Annotated in this window: 13 protein-coding genes; 3 read left to right on the plus strand and 10 right to left on the minus strand. The window is 39.0% G+C overall.

Annotated features, from left to right (window positions below; genetic code table 11):
• Positions 1-85: 85 nt before the first annotated feature.
• Entirely contained in the window at positions 86-1,975 is a 1,890-nt protein-coding gene (locus PLH43_RS09435; RefSeq protein WP_324362434.1) for an LTA synthase family protein, read from the plus strand.
• A gap of 185 nt (positions 1,976-2,160) precedes the next feature.
• A complete protein-coding gene (locus PLH43_RS09440) occupies positions 2,161-2,721 on the plus strand; it encodes a biotin transporter BioY (protein WP_324362436.1) in 561 nt (186 codons plus the stop codon).
• Between the two features lie 8 nt (positions 2,722-2,729).
• On the opposite strand, the gene PLH43_RS09445 is transcribed toward PLH43_RS09440, so the two are convergent.
• The 4 genes from PLH43_RS09445 to sigI all read right to left on the minus strand — a co-directional run bounded on the left by PLH43_RS09445 (position 2,730) and on the right by sigI (position 5,897).
• Positions 2,730-3,020: a hypothetical protein gene (locus tag PLH43_RS09445; protein WP_324362437.1), complete on the minus strand. Its 291-nt coding sequence runs from the start codon at positions 3,018-3,020 to the stop codon at positions 2,730-2,732.
• 52 nt (positions 3,021-3,072) lie between these two features.
• Complete coding sequence (locus tag PLH43_RS09450; RefSeq protein WP_324362439.1) at positions 3,073-3,567, minus strand: SEC-C metal-binding domain-containing protein; 495 nt, start codon at positions 3,565-3,567, stop codon at positions 3,073-3,075.
• A 116-nt stretch (positions 3,568-3,683) separates the two neighbouring features.
• A complete protein-coding gene (locus PLH43_RS09455; RefSeq protein WP_324362441.1) occupies positions 3,684-5,132 on the minus strand; it encodes an anti-sigma factor domain-containing protein in 1,449 nt (482 codons plus the stop codon).
• A gap of 6 nt (positions 5,133-5,138) precedes the next feature.
• Positions 5,139-5,897 (minus strand): RNA polymerase sigma-I factor, encoded by a 759-nt coding sequence (gene sigI / locus PLH43_RS09460; RefSeq protein WP_324362443.1) that lies wholly within the window; start codon positions 5,895-5,897, stop codon positions 5,139-5,141.
• 220 nt (positions 5,898-6,117) lie between these two features.
• Between sigI and PLH43_RS09465 the strand changes: the two genes are divergently transcribed.
• Positions 6,118-6,753: a DUF3298 domain-containing protein gene (locus PLH43_RS09465; protein WP_324362445.1), complete on the plus strand. Its 636-nt coding sequence runs from the start codon at positions 6,118-6,120 to the stop codon at positions 6,751-6,753.
• 145 nt (positions 6,754-6,898) lie between these two features.
• Here PLH43_RS09465 and PLH43_RS09470 read toward each other — a convergent pair whose 3' ends face one another.
• The 6 genes from PLH43_RS09470 to PLH43_RS09495 all read right to left on the minus strand — a co-directional run bounded on the left by PLH43_RS09470 (position 6,899) and on the right by PLH43_RS09495 (position 16,097).
• Positions 6,899-7,429, minus strand: a complete 531-nt coding sequence (locus PLH43_RS09470) for a hypothetical protein (RefSeq protein ID WP_324362447.1) — start codon at positions 7,427-7,429, stop codon at positions 6,899-6,901.
• 181 nt (positions 7,430-7,610) lie between these two features.
• The gene (locus PLH43_RS09475; protein WP_324362449.1) at positions 7,611-9,800 is read right to left on the minus strand and encodes a family 10 glycosylhydrolase; all 2,190 of its coding nucleotides are present in this window, start codon (positions 9,798-9,800) and stop codon (positions 7,611-7,613) included.
• A gap of 192 nt (positions 9,801-9,992) precedes the next feature.
• Positions 9,993-12,335, minus strand: coding sequence for a vitamin B12-dependent ribonucleotide reductase (locus tag PLH43_RS09480; RefSeq protein WP_324362451.1), 2,343 nt, complete (start codon positions 12,333-12,335; stop codon positions 9,993-9,995).
• 241 nt (positions 12,336-12,576) lie between these two features.
• Complete coding sequence (locus tag PLH43_RS09485) at positions 12,577-13,839, minus strand: putative glycoside hydrolase (RefSeq protein ID WP_324362453.1); 1,263 nt, start codon at positions 13,837-13,839, stop codon at positions 12,577-12,579.
• Between the two features lie 223 nt (positions 13,840-14,062).
• Entirely contained in the window at positions 14,063-15,319 is a 1,257-nt protein-coding gene (locus PLH43_RS09490) for a putative glycoside hydrolase (RefSeq protein WP_324362455.1), read from the minus strand.
• Between the two features lie 115 nt (positions 15,320-15,434).
• Positions 15,435-16,097 (minus strand): XRE family transcriptional regulator, encoded by a 663-nt coding sequence (locus PLH43_RS09495; RefSeq protein ID WP_324362457.1) that lies wholly within the window; start codon positions 16,095-16,097, stop codon positions 15,435-15,437.
• Positions 16,098-16,474 lie beyond the last annotated feature (377 nt).

Below are 16,474 nucleotides of genomic sequence, written 5' to 3' on the forward strand. Positions count from 1 at the left end.
AAATAGTTATTTATAAAACTTAATTACAAAAATTATCACAAAATGTAAATTATATTCTAACCAGTAATAAGAGAGGTAAATGGCAATGACGCGACTAAAAAACTTCATAAATCAACGTTTTCATCTTGCAGAGACTATTTATTGGGTACTGTTTATTTTATTCCTTATGCTAAAGTGCCTTTATTTTCAGTTTACAACAAAACTGAATACGGACCCTTATTTTTCTGCGGTAAATATAACCATGTTCCTTTCGTCTTTTGCAATTTTGCTGATAATATCGGCTTTTATAGCTCTTATTCTCAACAAATTCAGATTTATTGCACTCTTTACAATAAATCTTCTTTTGACGATTTTGCTGATAGCAGATACCAACTTTTTCAGGTATTACTACAACTTAATTACCATACCTGTATTCTTCCAGCTTAATATCAAAATGGTGAGCTCTGTAAACGAGAGCATACTGAGTCAATTTATGCTTAAGGATTTGATATATCTTATTGATTTGCCTTTTATGCTGACAGGAGTTGTTCTGCTTAGCAAAAACGCACGGAAGATACATATTTCCCGCAGGGCATACCGTTCTGTGGCTCTTTTGGTTGTGGGCATGGTTACCTTTTTGTCGGTTTTCCAAACTTCAAACTTAAATTCCTTTGCATATAACAACAACTACTCAGCCAAAAGCCTTGGGGTATTTTTCTCCCATTACTACAACACAAAGCTTTTGATTGAAGAAAATCTACTGGAAGACGACAACTTCACCCAAGAAGACAAAAACTCCATCAAAGCCTTTTACGAAATAAAAGAGAGTGAGAAAAATGACTTGGGAAGCAAGTTAAAGGGAATTGCCAAGGATAAAAACCTGATTGTCGTACAGATGGAGGCTCTTCAGCAATTTGTAATAAACCTGAAAATAAACGGCAAAGAAGTAACTCCAAACCTAAACAGGCTTATTGGCGACAGCCTCTATTTTGATAATGTATTTTATCAGGTGGCGGGGGGCAATACTTCCGATGCGGAATTTTTGACCAACAACTCATTGTATCCTGCAAAAGAGGGGGCAGCTTACCATCTGTACCCCGAAAACACTTACCATTCCCTGGCCAATATTCTAAAGGATAAGGGATACAACACTTACTCATTGCACGGTTTTGAGAAAACCTTCTGGAATAGAGACGAAATGCACATGACCCTAGGCTTTGACAGATTTTTCAACCAAGATGATTTTGTGTTGGACGATTTTGCAGGGTGGGAAGGCCAGGCTCTCAGCGATTCATCCTTCTTCAGGCAGTCTTTGGATAAAATAGACACATCAAAGCCTTTTTACAGCTTTTATATAACTCTGTCAAGCCATCACCCGTTCAACTACTTTGAAGACTATGATTTTGACGTCGGTGAATTCCAGGGAACCTACATAGGCAATTACCTTAAGGCCGCCAATTATCTTGACAAATGCATAGGTGAATTTATAGAGGACCTTAAGGAGCGGGGATTATACGACAACAGTCTTCTGGTATTCTACGGGGACCATGCTGCCGTAAAGAAAATGGAAGCCGATGGGCTTATGAAGCTTCTTGACATGGAATACAGCGAACCCGAATGGATGAAGCTTCAAAAAGTACCCCTTATAATACATTACCCCAACCAGTCAAAGCCCGAAGTTATAAGCACCATAGGCGGTCAGATCGACATACTTCCTACCGTTGCAAACCTTATGGATTTTGACGCGCCTTATGCTTTAGGAAAAGATCTTCTAAACTATGACGAAAATGAAGGTTATGTCATCTTAAGGGACGGCTCGGTAATAACAAAGGATTTTATATACTTTAACGATTTAAGGGAAGTATATGATTTCAATAACGGAAAGCAGTTGAATCTGAACCTTTATGCCGATAAGATTACTTCATACTTAAACGAACTCAATGTGTCGGATATAATCATAACCAAAGATGCTTTCAAACACGGTTTTGAAAAATGATAAATTCCAAGACATGTTTAAAAGGAGGCCTTATAAAGCCTCCTTATTTAGTATTAAGCAGTATCTTAGCACTAATTTAATTGTCAACCTAAAATTAAAAAAGTGTTGACAATCAACCCGCAATATAATAATATCTAAATTGATGTATATTATTGTTAAATTTTAAATTCAATTGGAGGGGTATCATGACGCGAAACAAATATCTTAGAGACATGATGTATGCTGCAATTTTCACAGCCTTAATGGCAGTGCTTGGCTGGATAAGCATAACGGTTCCCATCCTTCCCGCTCCAATTACGGGACAAACCTTGGGTGTTATGCTGGCAGGTATCGTTCTCACACCAAAGCAGGCAGGACTTAGCATGGCAACCTATATTGCCTTAGGTCTGGCAGGTCTTCCGGTATTTCAAAAAGGTGGAGCAGGAATAGCTTATTTATTAGGTCCCACCGGCGGATTTATTATCGGTTTTCTTGTAGGTGCCGTAGTAATTTCCCTGCTCAAAGGAAACGGTCAAAATGTCTTAAGAACAGGAATTTCATGTATTGTCGGCGGCATCCTTGCAGTATATGCCATAGGCATTCCGTGGCTCTGCTTTGAAATGACCGGAAGTCTGTTTTCCTCAAGTCATGCCTTATCAACTCTGGCTTTTGTACCCGGGGACATCATAAAAGTGTGTGTTGCCACAATGATTGGTGTACGGGTAAGCAGAAGCCTTGAGTATCAGCTATCGGCACAAGACTTGTAAAGCTTGTCCTAAAGCTGCCTTTTTAGATAGCAGTCAATGCAAAATACCTCACCTTCAGGTTCATTGCTGTCGTTGTACATTTTTTTGAGCTCCCTGCCGCAGTCCTTGCAAGTTACAAGTATATAGTCTGCTTCATCGCTGTCTTCTTCGTAATTATCGCAGACTATATCACATTCTTCTTCATCACATTCTTCACATTTGTCGGAGGGAAAGCCAAAACTGCATTCATATGTTTCTTTACCCTCGTCATCAATTAATCTTTTTAAATTTCTGCATCCGTTGCAGATACACTCTGCCATACACCAATTTCCTCCGTCTTGCTTTTATAAAACATTTTGTACTTGGCACAATTTATGCACCGCAGCACTTTTTGTATTTTTTACCGCTTCCGCAAATGCACGGTTCGTTTCTTCCAATCTTGTTGCTTACAGCAATATGAGCTTTGTTGTAGTCTTTCAATATTTCTTTTCTTCTCTCCTCGCTCAATATGTTGTCCCACTGGGGAAGGTTATACAGCCAATAAGCTTTTGCATCCAGCATATTGTAATACAGTTTTTCAAAATCAACTTCCAGACGGATATTTGAATCTTCGCTAAGTTCCTCAAGTTTGACAGGCTCCTTTAAACTGGTCTCAATACCGTCCATAAATCCGGCAAAGACAACGGGCTCCATATCAAACTTTTCTGCAAGCTCTTTAAGATTTCCCTCTACAACTTCTTCATGATGCTCCAAAATAAACTCATATACTTTCATTTCTTTTTCAAGATAAGTATTCCAGAATTTATTGGATTCTTCTTCCGACCTCTCTTTTTCACAAAGCTCATGCCACTCATTAAAAAGACTCATATGTACTCCATCTCTCCTTCGTTTATTATGACTATTAACTCCTACATATTATAACACAATACTGCATCTAAAATAACCATTCCAACCAAATATATTTTTTAAAAACGGTGTTTTAATCAATCGGGTTCAATTCCCCATACCAGTTTATTTGAAATGTATGCCGTCATCTTCTTCCAATCGGCATAGGAATTTGCCGGATTGTAGGAATAATCGTCCCGCTGTTCAAATTTGGCCCAGTCATTCTTGTAAAATTCTCCCCTGACATACACTACATCGTTTGGAAGAAGGGTTCCCGTCTTAAATGTGATTTCAAGGTACTTGTTTGCTTGTGTTTTTCCTGCAAGGCTATAAAATCTGCACTGAACGTCCTTTATCTCTCCCAAACTGTAAAAATACACTGCCCAGTTCATACCGTCAACCGGAATATCTTCCTTGAAATAATACCTTACTTTAACGTCTTTTAAGTCAATTGTCTCATTTCCTGTGTTATACATCCTAAAGCTAAAGTCAACTCCCTGGGAATCATATGCTTTCTCGCTATAATGCTGTAACCTAAGTCCTTTTGTTGTCACTTCGGTATCCTTTGGACTTTCAACTGTAACCGAAGGCTGCGGTGTCTTTTCATCGGGTACGCTTGTAGTCTCCGCAGCTGCCGGTACTTTTGTATCTTCAGGATATGGAGAGCTTTTTGAAAATCCGGGCTCTGTGTACGGTGATACCTGCTCAGTTTCTTCAGAAGGCGCAGGCGTGGCCTGTGGTTTCTCAGCGGTCGACATATCTTCTGAGGCCAGCTTCATCTGCTCCAATTTTTCTATCATATCCGAAATGCTCATCTCATACACTTCATCAATGGTAATGCTGTTGTCCAGATCCTCAGCTTCAAGGTATAAACAGTATTTTCCCATTGAAAGTCCACACTTTTGTGCTTCTTTTCTTTCTTCGGGCGTTGCCGTTACGGTACGTCCCTCAATATCGTCAATTCTGTCCACCTCGGCTTTGATACCGGCAAGCAATCTTGCCAATTTATCCTCCTCATCTTCTCTTCCTGATTTGTATTCGCTTCGTTTATCATTAAGAGCCCCACTGACAAGAACAATTTTTCTTTCATCGGAAGCTTTGAAAAAACCAAAACTTACGGACCTTTTAACAAGCTCAAAAACAACAGTCTCAGCATTTTTATCCGTAAAATCCAGTCCTTCGGTCAACCGGGCTCCATCTGCATTTAGAGGTGTAATTTCCAAAACTCTATATTTTCCATCAATTACCAACTCGACACTTGGGTTTATATCAACATTTATGTATCCGTAAATATTGCTTGTGTTTCTTAGAAAGGCAAATTGGAAATATAAAAACATTACAACCAAAACTGCCGCAACACTTGAAACAGCAGCAGCGGTATATAAAAATCTTCTTCCTTTGACATTATATATATCCCCATTTTCAAAGCTCACCTGCTGCCCAACCTTCATATCTTTGCGCCTGCAAATGATTACAAATTCACTTTCGGTTGTCAAAACAACTGCCTTTTTACCCTGAATTTCATATACTATACCTATTCTATTCATACTACCTCACTTTCCTCCGTCCATAGTATATTCCAAATATCTCTTTGATAGATTGAGGTTGCTTTTAAAAATCAAGCAAAGAGCTATTATATACTTTCTATTGTTACCTATGGTCCTTCCGTGAACTTTGGCTTTCTTCTTCAATTCATTTCTGGGTATGCTTTTATTCTTCATCAATGCCTTATACATTTGCTCGTCCTCTGCAAGCATCTTGGCAATCCTTATACATAGCTGTCTTGAGTCTTTGTGTTTCGGCACGTTTAATACCAAATCAAAAAAGCTTATACCGAATTCTTTCAGCTTGTTTTTTAATTCTTCAATATCCTCCCTTGCCTCGATATCTTCAAATCCGATATATGAACTGGATAAAAGTTTTTCATCATTATAAAAGTACTCGTCATCAAAAAATGAAAAAGGATATTCCTTGTTGTCCCTATTACTTCTCGAATAATCAATCAGCCGTCTTTTAATTACTTGCTCTGAAAAGAGGAAAAAATTATAACCTTTTCCGATATCAAATTTATCAATTGCTTCATTGAATGCAGACATGGCAATGCTAAACTCGTCACTGTTGCGGGTATCAATATATTTTCCCACAGCATTTGACGTAACTTTCAAAATGAACGGTCTGTATTCGGATATAAACTCTTCTCTAAGCTGCTGATTGCCTTCTTTTATCTGTTTAAGGGTAGAAATAAAGCCATCATAGACTGTCTCATCCAGTTTTTTGGCTTTGATACCAGTATTGATTTTTCTGACCTCCAACTAGATCATTCTCCCTTCAGTAGATTACTTCGTACAAACCTGCTTCTTTTGTGTATATTATCGAATAATAGCGCTCTTACTTCATATAATGAAACATCTTTCGCCCGTTGGCAGTTTGAACACCAATTAGCATACAGTAGTTTTTTTAATTTAACAAGTAACAAATTCGTTACTTATGAATATTATTATATCAGTAAAATATAAAAGAAGTGAGTAAAAAATGAGCGATATTCAAAATCCTGTTTACATATTTACAAGAAGAATTGTCTCTCCCTATCAGGACGTGATTATTGACTATCCCTTCGTAACAGGTTTTAAGACCCTCGCCGTTCAGAATACAATAAACTCCAGGATAATGAAAACAGTAAACCAACTTATCTATGAGCAGACAAACAAGTTATTGGAGCAAGGATATAAAGCTCCTCAAATGACCATACAGGGCTGGTATGAAATAAAGACAAATGAGCGCGGTGTGTTAAGCCTTTCAATAGGAAATTATACCATTGCATATCCTGCTGCCCACGGGCTGACCATAATAAAGTCACTAACCTTCGATATAAACACAGGCAAAGAATACAAGCTGGAGGAACTCTTCAAGCCAGGAAGCGATTATGTTGGCGTATTGTCGAAAATAATTCAGAAGCAGATAAAGGAAAGAGAGATTCCAATCCTCGGTGAATTCAAACAAATACAAGCCGATCAGGATTACTACATAGCCGACAAAGCATTGGTAATATATTTCCAGCTATATGAAATAACTGCTTATGCTTTTGGTTTTCCTATGTTCCCCATATCAGTGTATGAGATACAATATATCATAAGAGAAGGAAGTCCCTTGGCCGCTATGTTAACATAAAAAGAAATTTTGCTTTTAGGTAGCGAATACTCAGCTCACCCTATAAAGAATTCGACCTATGACAGGTCGAATTCTTCATTTTTTATTTGGCCTCTTGGAATGAAATGAAAGAGGCAAAAGCGAAGGGACTCGATGTCCCGAGCTTTTATTTACATTTATGCTTTTTTATATAGGATTTATACATAAATCCGGGATAACCCGTTCCATCCCACTCATCAATTTTCTCGTTAAACCTTTTGATGATTTCGTCTGCATCCTTTTTAGAAATCTTACCTTCCTTCACCTTTTTATCAATTTTTTCTTTGAATCCTTTTTTAAGCTTCTCACGTTTTTGCTCCACTGTAAGCTTGTTAAATTCCTCAATTTCCTTAATCCTTGCATCTATTTTTGCATTGAGATCATCGGCTTCTTCCTTTGTAATCTTTCCTGCGTCCAAAAGCTCTTTAACTTTTGCCTTCTTGTCCCTAAGCTTTTGTATGGGATCTATTTGAGTTTCGGAGCCATTTTCGTTTGATTTGTGTTTGCTCCTTTCTCCTTCCCTTTTTTGCTCAATCTGATTCTTCTGCTGTGCAATAGTGCTTTCCTTCAACGCAACAGAATTAGGTGCTGCAAAAACGGAAACAGAAGACAGTGCCGCCATTAGAGCCGTTGCAATAACAATTTTGCGAAATTTCACTTTAACACCTCCTTTAAAACTAGTATAACCACGCTGCGTAAAATAATTAACGAACACTACTTGTATTGATTTTGCAAATATATTAATTGCCACCAATACAATAAGGTTATAGCTGCTGTTTTAAAGGCAGTGCTTTTGCAAAATGCCATATATGCCAAAAATTTGTATTATTGTGTGAATTTTATAAATACTCAATATTGGTCAAGAGTTTTGAAATTACTACTGCAATTTCAGCCCTTGTAGCCAGGCTCTTCGGATGTATTTTTCCGTCAAATCCGTTAACAATCCCTTCCTTCGTGAGGATAGCCACCGCTTGCCTTGCATAGCCGTTTATAGCGTTGGCATCAGCGTAATTTTCAAGGAATTTTTCATCGGCTTTATCAATCTTTGCCTCGGCTACTTTAAGAGCATTTACCACTATAACCATCATATCTTCTCTGGTAATATTGGCATTGGGATTAAAAATACTTCCGTCTCCCTTTACGATGCCCAGCGCTTTGGCAATTCCCACCGCCTCATAGTAATAAGCATCTTCTTTAACATCACCGAAATTGTCTTCAAAATCAGCCTCCAAGTTAAGGGCCTTGACAATCATGATGGTAAAATCCGCTCTCTTTGTGTTCACTCCCGGGTTGAACATTCCGCTTTCGTCCCCTTTTACAACTCCCTTATTATAAAGCATATCAATTGCATCAACGGCCCAGGAGTATTTCATACCAACATCCGGGAAATATTGGGACTGGTTGGTGCTAATCGCAAGGCCTTCACTCTCATTGTGAAGCCTGTCTAAGGCAGTGACAACATAATATACGCCGTCAGCATCCGAAACCCCATAATCCACGAATTTCTGCACACCGTCACTATTTTTCCTCAAAGTGGCGATAAGCTTGTATGCACTACTATCTGATATAATGTCCATACTTTCTCCTAAGTTAAAGCGGTAAATTGCATAATAAGCCGTATCGGGGTCATTATCCGTCCATGAAACCTCCACTCCGTTGGAAAGGATCTCCAACTTACCAAGTACCGGTGCGCCAGGAGCAGAGCTGTCCTTCCATGGCATTACCGGAATCAGGGCTTTCTGCGACCACAAGTCATCTTTTATGGCTTTTACCGCCTGCTGTTTGCCGGAATCCTTAAAATTCATAAAACGGAACAAAACAGTACCCATTATCTCGGGTTTTACAACATTGAATTTCAATTGCCTTGTCAATTCAGGCACTGCATTTTGGCCTGTAAAATAGGAATCGGTATCATCGTTTATCTTATAAAACGCCTGACCTATATAAAGATGCACATTTTTTCCCTTGCATACATTCGCCCACCACGAAGCAAGTTCACCGTAAGGTGCCCTGGAATTGGCAAAAGTAAAATAAATCTGGGGAGCAATATAATCAATAAGCTCCTCTTCAACCCATTTTTTTGTGTCGGCAAAGCATTTGTCGTAATTTGTAAAGCTTGAGTTGGTGTTGGAACCGTCACTATGACCGTCGCTTTTATTTCCCCATATACCGGATGGGCTAATGCCAAATTTAACCCACGGTTTAGTTGCTCTTATCTTTTGGGAAAGCTCTTTTACCAGCAAATATGTGTTATTCCTTCTAAAATCACCTATATTAGAAAACTGGCCTTTATTATATTTGTTATAGGTATCCTGATCCTTCATCTCACCCTCATATTGCTCGTAGTAGAAATAATCGTCAAAATGCACTCCATCCACGTCATATTTCTTTACCACTTCCATAACACGGTTAATCACCCATTGCCTTGCTTCAGGTATTCCCGGGTCGACAACAAACCTGCTCATGGCTGTCTTAATCCACTCAGGATGCTCCTTGTAAACACTCTTTTCAATCATTAAAGATGAAACGGTAGAGTCATTTGTATTCATCGATACTCTGTAGGGATTGAACCATGCATGAATCTCCAGGTTACGCTTATGGGCCTCTTCAACGGCAAATTCCAATGGGTCAAAGCCGGGGTCTTTTCCAAAGGTTCCTGTCAGATAGCGTGACCAAGGTACTATATCCGATTTGTAAAATGCATCTCCCTCTGGACTAACCTGGAAGAAAACAGCATTTAGATTCATATCCACTGCACTGTCTAAAATCTCTACAAGTTCTTCCTTGCTTTTTCTTATTCTTTCCGAAGTATCCGCAATTTTTCTGGTGTCGACGGACGGCCAGTCAAGGTTTACAACAGTGCTAATCCAAGCTCCCCTAAGATGCCTTTTTGCAACCGGTGTCTCGTTGGGTATAAACTTCTGATAGGCGCTCCAAGGCTCCGTTTTTGCGCTATTTAGCGTAAAAGTGCAAACTATTATAAGAAATGACAATAGAATGCAGACAAGTTTTCTGTAATGTTTTTTCATAAGAACTTTTAACCCCCAAAATAAAAAATAATATTTCTCTAATCACAATGTTATGTTTTCATTGAGTAGAAGTCAACCTGAAAATCCTGTTTATTCTGTTTTTCCGTTGCTTCGAAAATATTGCTTTAAAAAGGAGTGCCGCAAAACCAATTAAGTTTGCAGCACTCCTTGCCAGACTAAAACCTCAAATTATCATCCGCACTTTGAATATCCGCAGCTTCTGCACACTACGCAGCCGCCTTCGTGTTCAACCTTTCTGCCGCACTCGGGACAAACCGCAGTATTTCTCTCGTCCATATCATTTTCCAGCTCGGCAACTTTAAAATCCGCTTCGTCTTCCAATGTATCATTTAATTTATGATAGGTATTTGCTGTGGGGCGCTGAAATTTCTGTTCCTCTGTGATAGAAATTTCACCAGCCAAATCCTTTTGCCCATTCTGTATTTTTGCAACTTTTTCTATGAGTCTGCCGATAGCATCCGGACAGGAAAGAACCTTTAAACCCTTCTGCCTTATTGTCGACGGACACCTTATACCTTTGAGCTGCTCAACAATGTATTTGTGGTCAACTCCGGAACGAAGGGCAATAGACACAAGCCTTGCCGTTGCTTCCGACTGGGAAGGACATCCCCCTGCCCGTCCGGTATTTGTAAACACCTCGCAAATACCGTAGTCATCATAATTTACTGTAATGTATAAATTACCGCAACCTATTTTGACCTTCTCGGTAAAACCTGTTGCAATCTCCGACCTCGGTCTCGGAGCTATGCCCGATACCGACTTGGTTGGCTCTTTGTCTTTGGACTCATTTTCTTCCTTGCCTTTCACTTTTCCGATATTAAGCACCTGCATGTCCCTGCTGCCGTCCCTGTATATTGTTATACCTTTGCAATTTGTCTTGTATGCAAGCCAGAAAGCGTCGGCCACATCTTTGCGGGTTGCTTCGTTTCTCAGATTAACGGTTTTTGACACGGCATTGTCGGTATACTTCTGGAAAGCAGCCTGCATTCTCACATGCCAGTCCGGAGCAATGTCATGGGATGTAACAAACACGTTCTGAACCCTCTCCGGTATTTCGCCAAACCCCTTTATTGAGCCCTTCTTTGCTATCCTTCTCATCAATTCGTCGGAATAAAATCCCTCTTCTTGAGCTGTCTGCTTAAATACCGGATTTACTTCTATCAGTTCGTCATTATCCATTACATTTCTGATGTAAGAAATGGCAAACAACGGCTCAATTCCGCTGGATACGCCTGCAATAATGCTCAATGTACCTGTAGGCGCTATGGTTGTGGTAGTGGCATTTCTCACCCTCACCCCAAGGTTCTTGTAAATGCTCCTGTCATAGTAAGGGAACACGCCTTTCTTTTCTGCCAGCTCCATTGAAGCCTTTCTGGACTCATCCTGTATAAAATGCATTATTTTTTCCGCAAGGTCTATGGAAATTTGAGAATTGTACGGAATATCCAGTTTGCAAAGCATATCTGCCCATCCCATAACTCCCAAGCCTATTTTCCTTGTTCCCCTTGTCATTTCGTCAATTTCGGGCAAAGGATACTTATTTACATCTATCACATTGTCAAGGAAGTGCACTGCCTTCCAAACCGTGCTCCTTAGTTTGAAAAAATCAACTTCCGGCTTTCCTTTAACGTACTTTAACATATTGCTTAAATTGATTGAGCCTAAATTACATGCCTCATAAGGAAGCAACGGCTGCTCTCCGCACGGGTTGGTGCTTTCAATTTCACCTATTTCGGGAGTAACATTGTCCTTATTTAATCTGTCTAAAAAGATTATTCCCGGTTCACCGTTGTTCCACGCCATATCAACAATTAAATCAAATATCTCTTTTGCATTTTGTTTACCGACTACTTTACCAGTATGGGGCTCCACCAAGTTGTAATCCTCATTTTTTTCAACGGCGTTCATAAATTCTTCCGTTATACCCACGCTGATATTAAAGTTTGTAATATCGGAATTGTTCTTTTTGCATGTTATAAAGTCTATGATGTCGGGATGGTCCACACGAAGTATGCCCATATTGGCACCTCTTCTTGTTCCACCCTGTTTTACGGCTTCTGTGGCGGCATTAAACACCTTCATAAAGCTCACAGGACCGCTGGCAACCCCTCCGGTGGAATTTACCGAAGCGCCTTTCGGTCTTAAGCGTGAAAAACTAAAACCGGTGCCTCCACCGCTTTTATGTATAAGAGCAGCATTTTTTATGGTTTCGAATATTCCTTCCATTGTATCTTCTATAGGCAGAACGAAACATGCACTTAATTGTCCCAAAGGTCTTCCTGCATTCATAAGAGTGGGCGAATTCGGCAGAAAATCCAGATTTGCCATCATCTCATAAAATTCCTGCTCAATGTCTTTTAGCTCGTCTTCCGATACATATTCTTTATCGGCGAATGCAACAGCCCTTGCAACTCTCCTGAACATTCCATCTGGATTTTCCAAAAGATTTCCGTTTTCATCTTTTGCAAGATACCTTTTTTCCAGGACTTTAATTGCGTTTTCGGTTAAATTCATTTTATATTAGCCTCCTCACCAATTCACTACATTTTGTGTGATGACTTATAGCATCATACAGTATATTGTATCATTTATCCAATACAAGTCAAGCTGAAAAAATTAATTTTATGAGAAGTTATTCAATGTATAGTTGAGATATTGAAGCAAGAAAAAAGAAAACGGCAAAAAAAGTAGACAGCAAATGAAAACTTCATTTGCCATCTACAATAATAACACAATATTATTTAAATTAAAAGGTTTATTCTTTCAAAAATGCTTCTTCCGAATACGTATTGTTCGCATCCCAGAATATCCATTCTTCGTAGCCGGCATCATAAATAGCCTGAATTTGCTGTCTTACCTGCTCAGGTCCATAAGTCTGGTAGTAGCCCTTGCCAAGCCACGATGCCGTAAAGTCTTGAACGTAAGCCCTTACATCGGCTTTTTTGCCTTCAACCTGTGCGAGTCTGTCCTTGCACTTAGCAAGACTTTGATATACCACTCCATAAGGATCCAGGTCAGGCTTCATAAACTGAACACCGTTAACCTTCTGCCCTACAGCGTAGTGAGAAGGATATACCATAGGCGAAATATAATCTACATCTTTTACTATTGTTTCAAGATATTGTCCAATATCTTCAGTATCTGCAGGGCTCTCCAGTATTATTCCGAATACGTCCGCGGACAGAACAACGCCCGGAAGCTGCTCTCTGGCATAAGCCAAAAACTCGTTTATTACTTCGTACTTTTCCTTGCCGCCGGTATTAAAGGCCATAGACTTTTTACTTCCGTCGTTGGGAAATCTGATATAGTCAAACTGGATTTCGTCAAAACCTTTTTCAACCGCTTCCTTGGCTATCTCAATCAAATAAGGCCATGAATCCTTGTTATAGGGGTCCAGCCATGTAAGATTGTGATTGTCGCGCCATGAGCCTCCGTTGACACTTTTTACCGCCAACTCCGGCTTCTTGGAAGATAAAACAGGGTCCTTGAAGCAGACCAATCTTCCGATAACATGAATATTATTATCATGAAATGCTTTTAATACTTTGTCAGCATTGTACTTACTCTTCCATCCGCCAATCTCTCTTACAGCCGGTATATTCGATTCATAACCGACATATCCGTCGTCATCCTTGATGTCTACAACATAGGCATTAATTTCCGTACTGTTTGCAAGATCAATATAATGCTGAACCCTATCATCACTTCCCACAGTCCATCCTGTAAGATACAATGCTTTTACCTTGATATCCTTCTTTGCAGGTTGAGCATCTTCACCGGAATTATTGGGCTCCGGGCTTGCTTCTTCATTCGGTTCCGAAGGATTTGGAACATCGCTGTCCGTATTGCCTTCATTGTTTGCCTGTCCGTTGTCGGTTCCTTCCGCTGTAGGTACAGGATTGTTTACTTCAACATCCGTACCCTTGCATGCCGTAAAAGAAAAAACAAATACCAAGACAAATAAAACTACTAAAAAATTCCTTAACCTAAAAGCTAGTTGTGCATTTTTGGCTGACATATTGACCCCCCGTTGTGATTTTTGTTTTTGGTTTGTTTTGTTCGGATATAATTATGCTATTATTAGATTATAACATAAATATATCTGTTGTCATTATCAAATAAATACCATATAAAATTTTTGCAAGGATATTGTGTTTTTGTATGGGTTATTTCATTTGGTACATATTCAATAATACTATTAAGACGTAAAAATAACAATAAAAGTTTTATTTATTATAAAATTATTCTTTGGCAAATGCTGACTGTGTGTACGTATTTGCCGCATTCCAGAATATCCATTCTTCATACCCGGCATCATAGACCGCCTTTATTTGCTGCCTTACCTGTTCAGGTCCGTAATGCTGGTAATAGCCTTTGGGAAGATATGAAGCCGTAAAGTCCTGAAGATAGGGTCTTACTTTTGCTCTGTATCCCTCCACCTTTGATATTCTGTTCTTTGTTTTTAAAAGAACATTATAGACAACTTCATACGGCTTTAAATCCGGTGCCGTAAAAAGTATGCCGTTAATGGACTGTCCCTGCCCGTTTCCCATCATTCCCCGGGATGCATTGGCATAATGGGAAGGATATATCATAGGGGATATATAGTCCACATCCATTCCCACCCTTTCCAAAACCTGTCCTATGCCTTCCGTGTCACCGGGAGTCTCACAAACAATGGCAAATATATCTGCCGAAACCGGTACACCCATTTTATTCAATTCATTTGTTGCCTCCCGAAGAAAACTTGAAATTGCATCAGCCTTGGGCATGGGATTTTCTCCGTAATCAACTTCATTTTTCCCTGCTGTGGGAAACCTTACATAGTCAAACTGAATTTCGTCAAAGCCTTTTTTTACTGCCTCCTTTGCTATATCAATATTGTATTTCCAAACCTCCTTGTTATAAGGGTTTGTCCATGCTATACTTCCGTTTTCCCTCCATATCGACCCATCCTTGCGTTTTATAGCCAAATCCACCCTCTTTCCAGCCAAATGATTATCCCTGAAACATACAATTCTTCCAATTACATATATATTGTTGTCATGCAGAAGCTTTATTACTTCATCGACATTGTACAACTCATGATATGCACCGATTTTCTTTACACTTTCCACATCGGAAGCATAATTAACTTTTCCGTCCTCTTTTACATCCAGGACCACTGCGTTGAGCTCCGTTGTATTGATAAGATTTACAAGGTTCTCCAAAAATTTTTTGTTTCCTGCAGAAGTCCCGGTAATATACAATCCTTTTACTTTTACTGCTTTTTTCTGAGGCACCGGAGTGGGCAGACTTTCTTCATTGCCGCTATTTTCAGTGTTGCTGTTTTCGTTGCTTTTATTTTCATTTGTCAAAGAGTGCTTTATCTGAATATTTTGATTGTTTTTCCCGTTTTCTTGGTTTAGACTGTCGCTGTAATATATAAATGCATAAGTTGCTGTAAAAACAAGCAAAAAAACAACTATAGCCATCAATAAGCGTCTGTTCTTAAGCATTCTTTTTGTCCCATCCCATTCACTAATATTTTGTTATATTATTTGCTTGGCATGGGCATGTTTAAACATGAAAACTTTGAAAACAAGCTGCTAACATTTACTTCATTCTTTGTTTTTACAGCATAATCTCAAGCCGAATCAATCTTCCCAGTACATTCAAATCCTTTCTATATATTGTATCCGTTATCAATCTTCCGCTATTGCTGACAAGCAATATTTTCCCGTTTCCGATGTCTTTTATCTGTCTTACCGTCCTCTTTCCTTTATAATCAACAAAATAAATTCCATCCTTTTCAATGTCACGGGTACTGTAAACCAAGGCAATATCGTCCTTGATTATCCTAAAACCGGACATATCGTTATCTTCAATAATCAGGTAGAACACCTTGTCTTTCGGAAAGCCTTCAACTTTGTTGTGTATTATGGGAAGCTGCCTTGTATCAACCGCTTTGTCCATTTTATATCGATATACAGGTACCGTCATAAGAATTCCCGAGAGGGCATCATTCCATATATCCTGTACAGGCTTTTCAACAACCTTCACCACATTTTCGTCCGGTTCCGGCTTGTTTTGATCAGCTTCATATAGATCCAGTTTTACCACTTCGCCACGCAATACTCTGGAAAACTTTTTTACAAGTTCTTCATTTAGTATCCTCCTGCCCGATTCCACATCCACAATAAATCCTTCAGAAACACCTACCAATTTGGCAAGCTGCTTTTGAGTAATTCCAAGTTCCTTACGCAGTCTTGCAATCTCCGAGCCCAATCTGTTCATATACTTTTCACCTTTTCCCATGTATATATGATTTTAATAGTTTGCGTTGAAGTAATGCCACATAATTAAGATACTATAATATTCCATCCTTCGCAAGTTGCAATAATACAATCCAATTTTTCCTAGCTTATACTGTTTTAAGTCAGAAATTTATTTCTTTCTACGAATGTATATTTCAGATATATAACAAAATTCATACTCAATGCTTCTTTACAAATACTTTCACCATAAATACTTGCACCCTTTTAAACCCAACCGCTGCATGTTGTATCAACTCCATACGAAGCAATAATTGATTATTAATTATTAATAAAATTTATATATTGGAGCATTCCTATAAAGAAGCAAAATGACCTTTGAAAAAATAGATGCCTGAC

Source organism: Acetivibrio sp. (assembly GCF_035371925.1).
In the GTDB taxonomy this organism is placed as follows: Bacteria; Bacillota; Clostridia; order Acetivibrionales; family Acetivibrionaceae; genus Hungateiclostridium.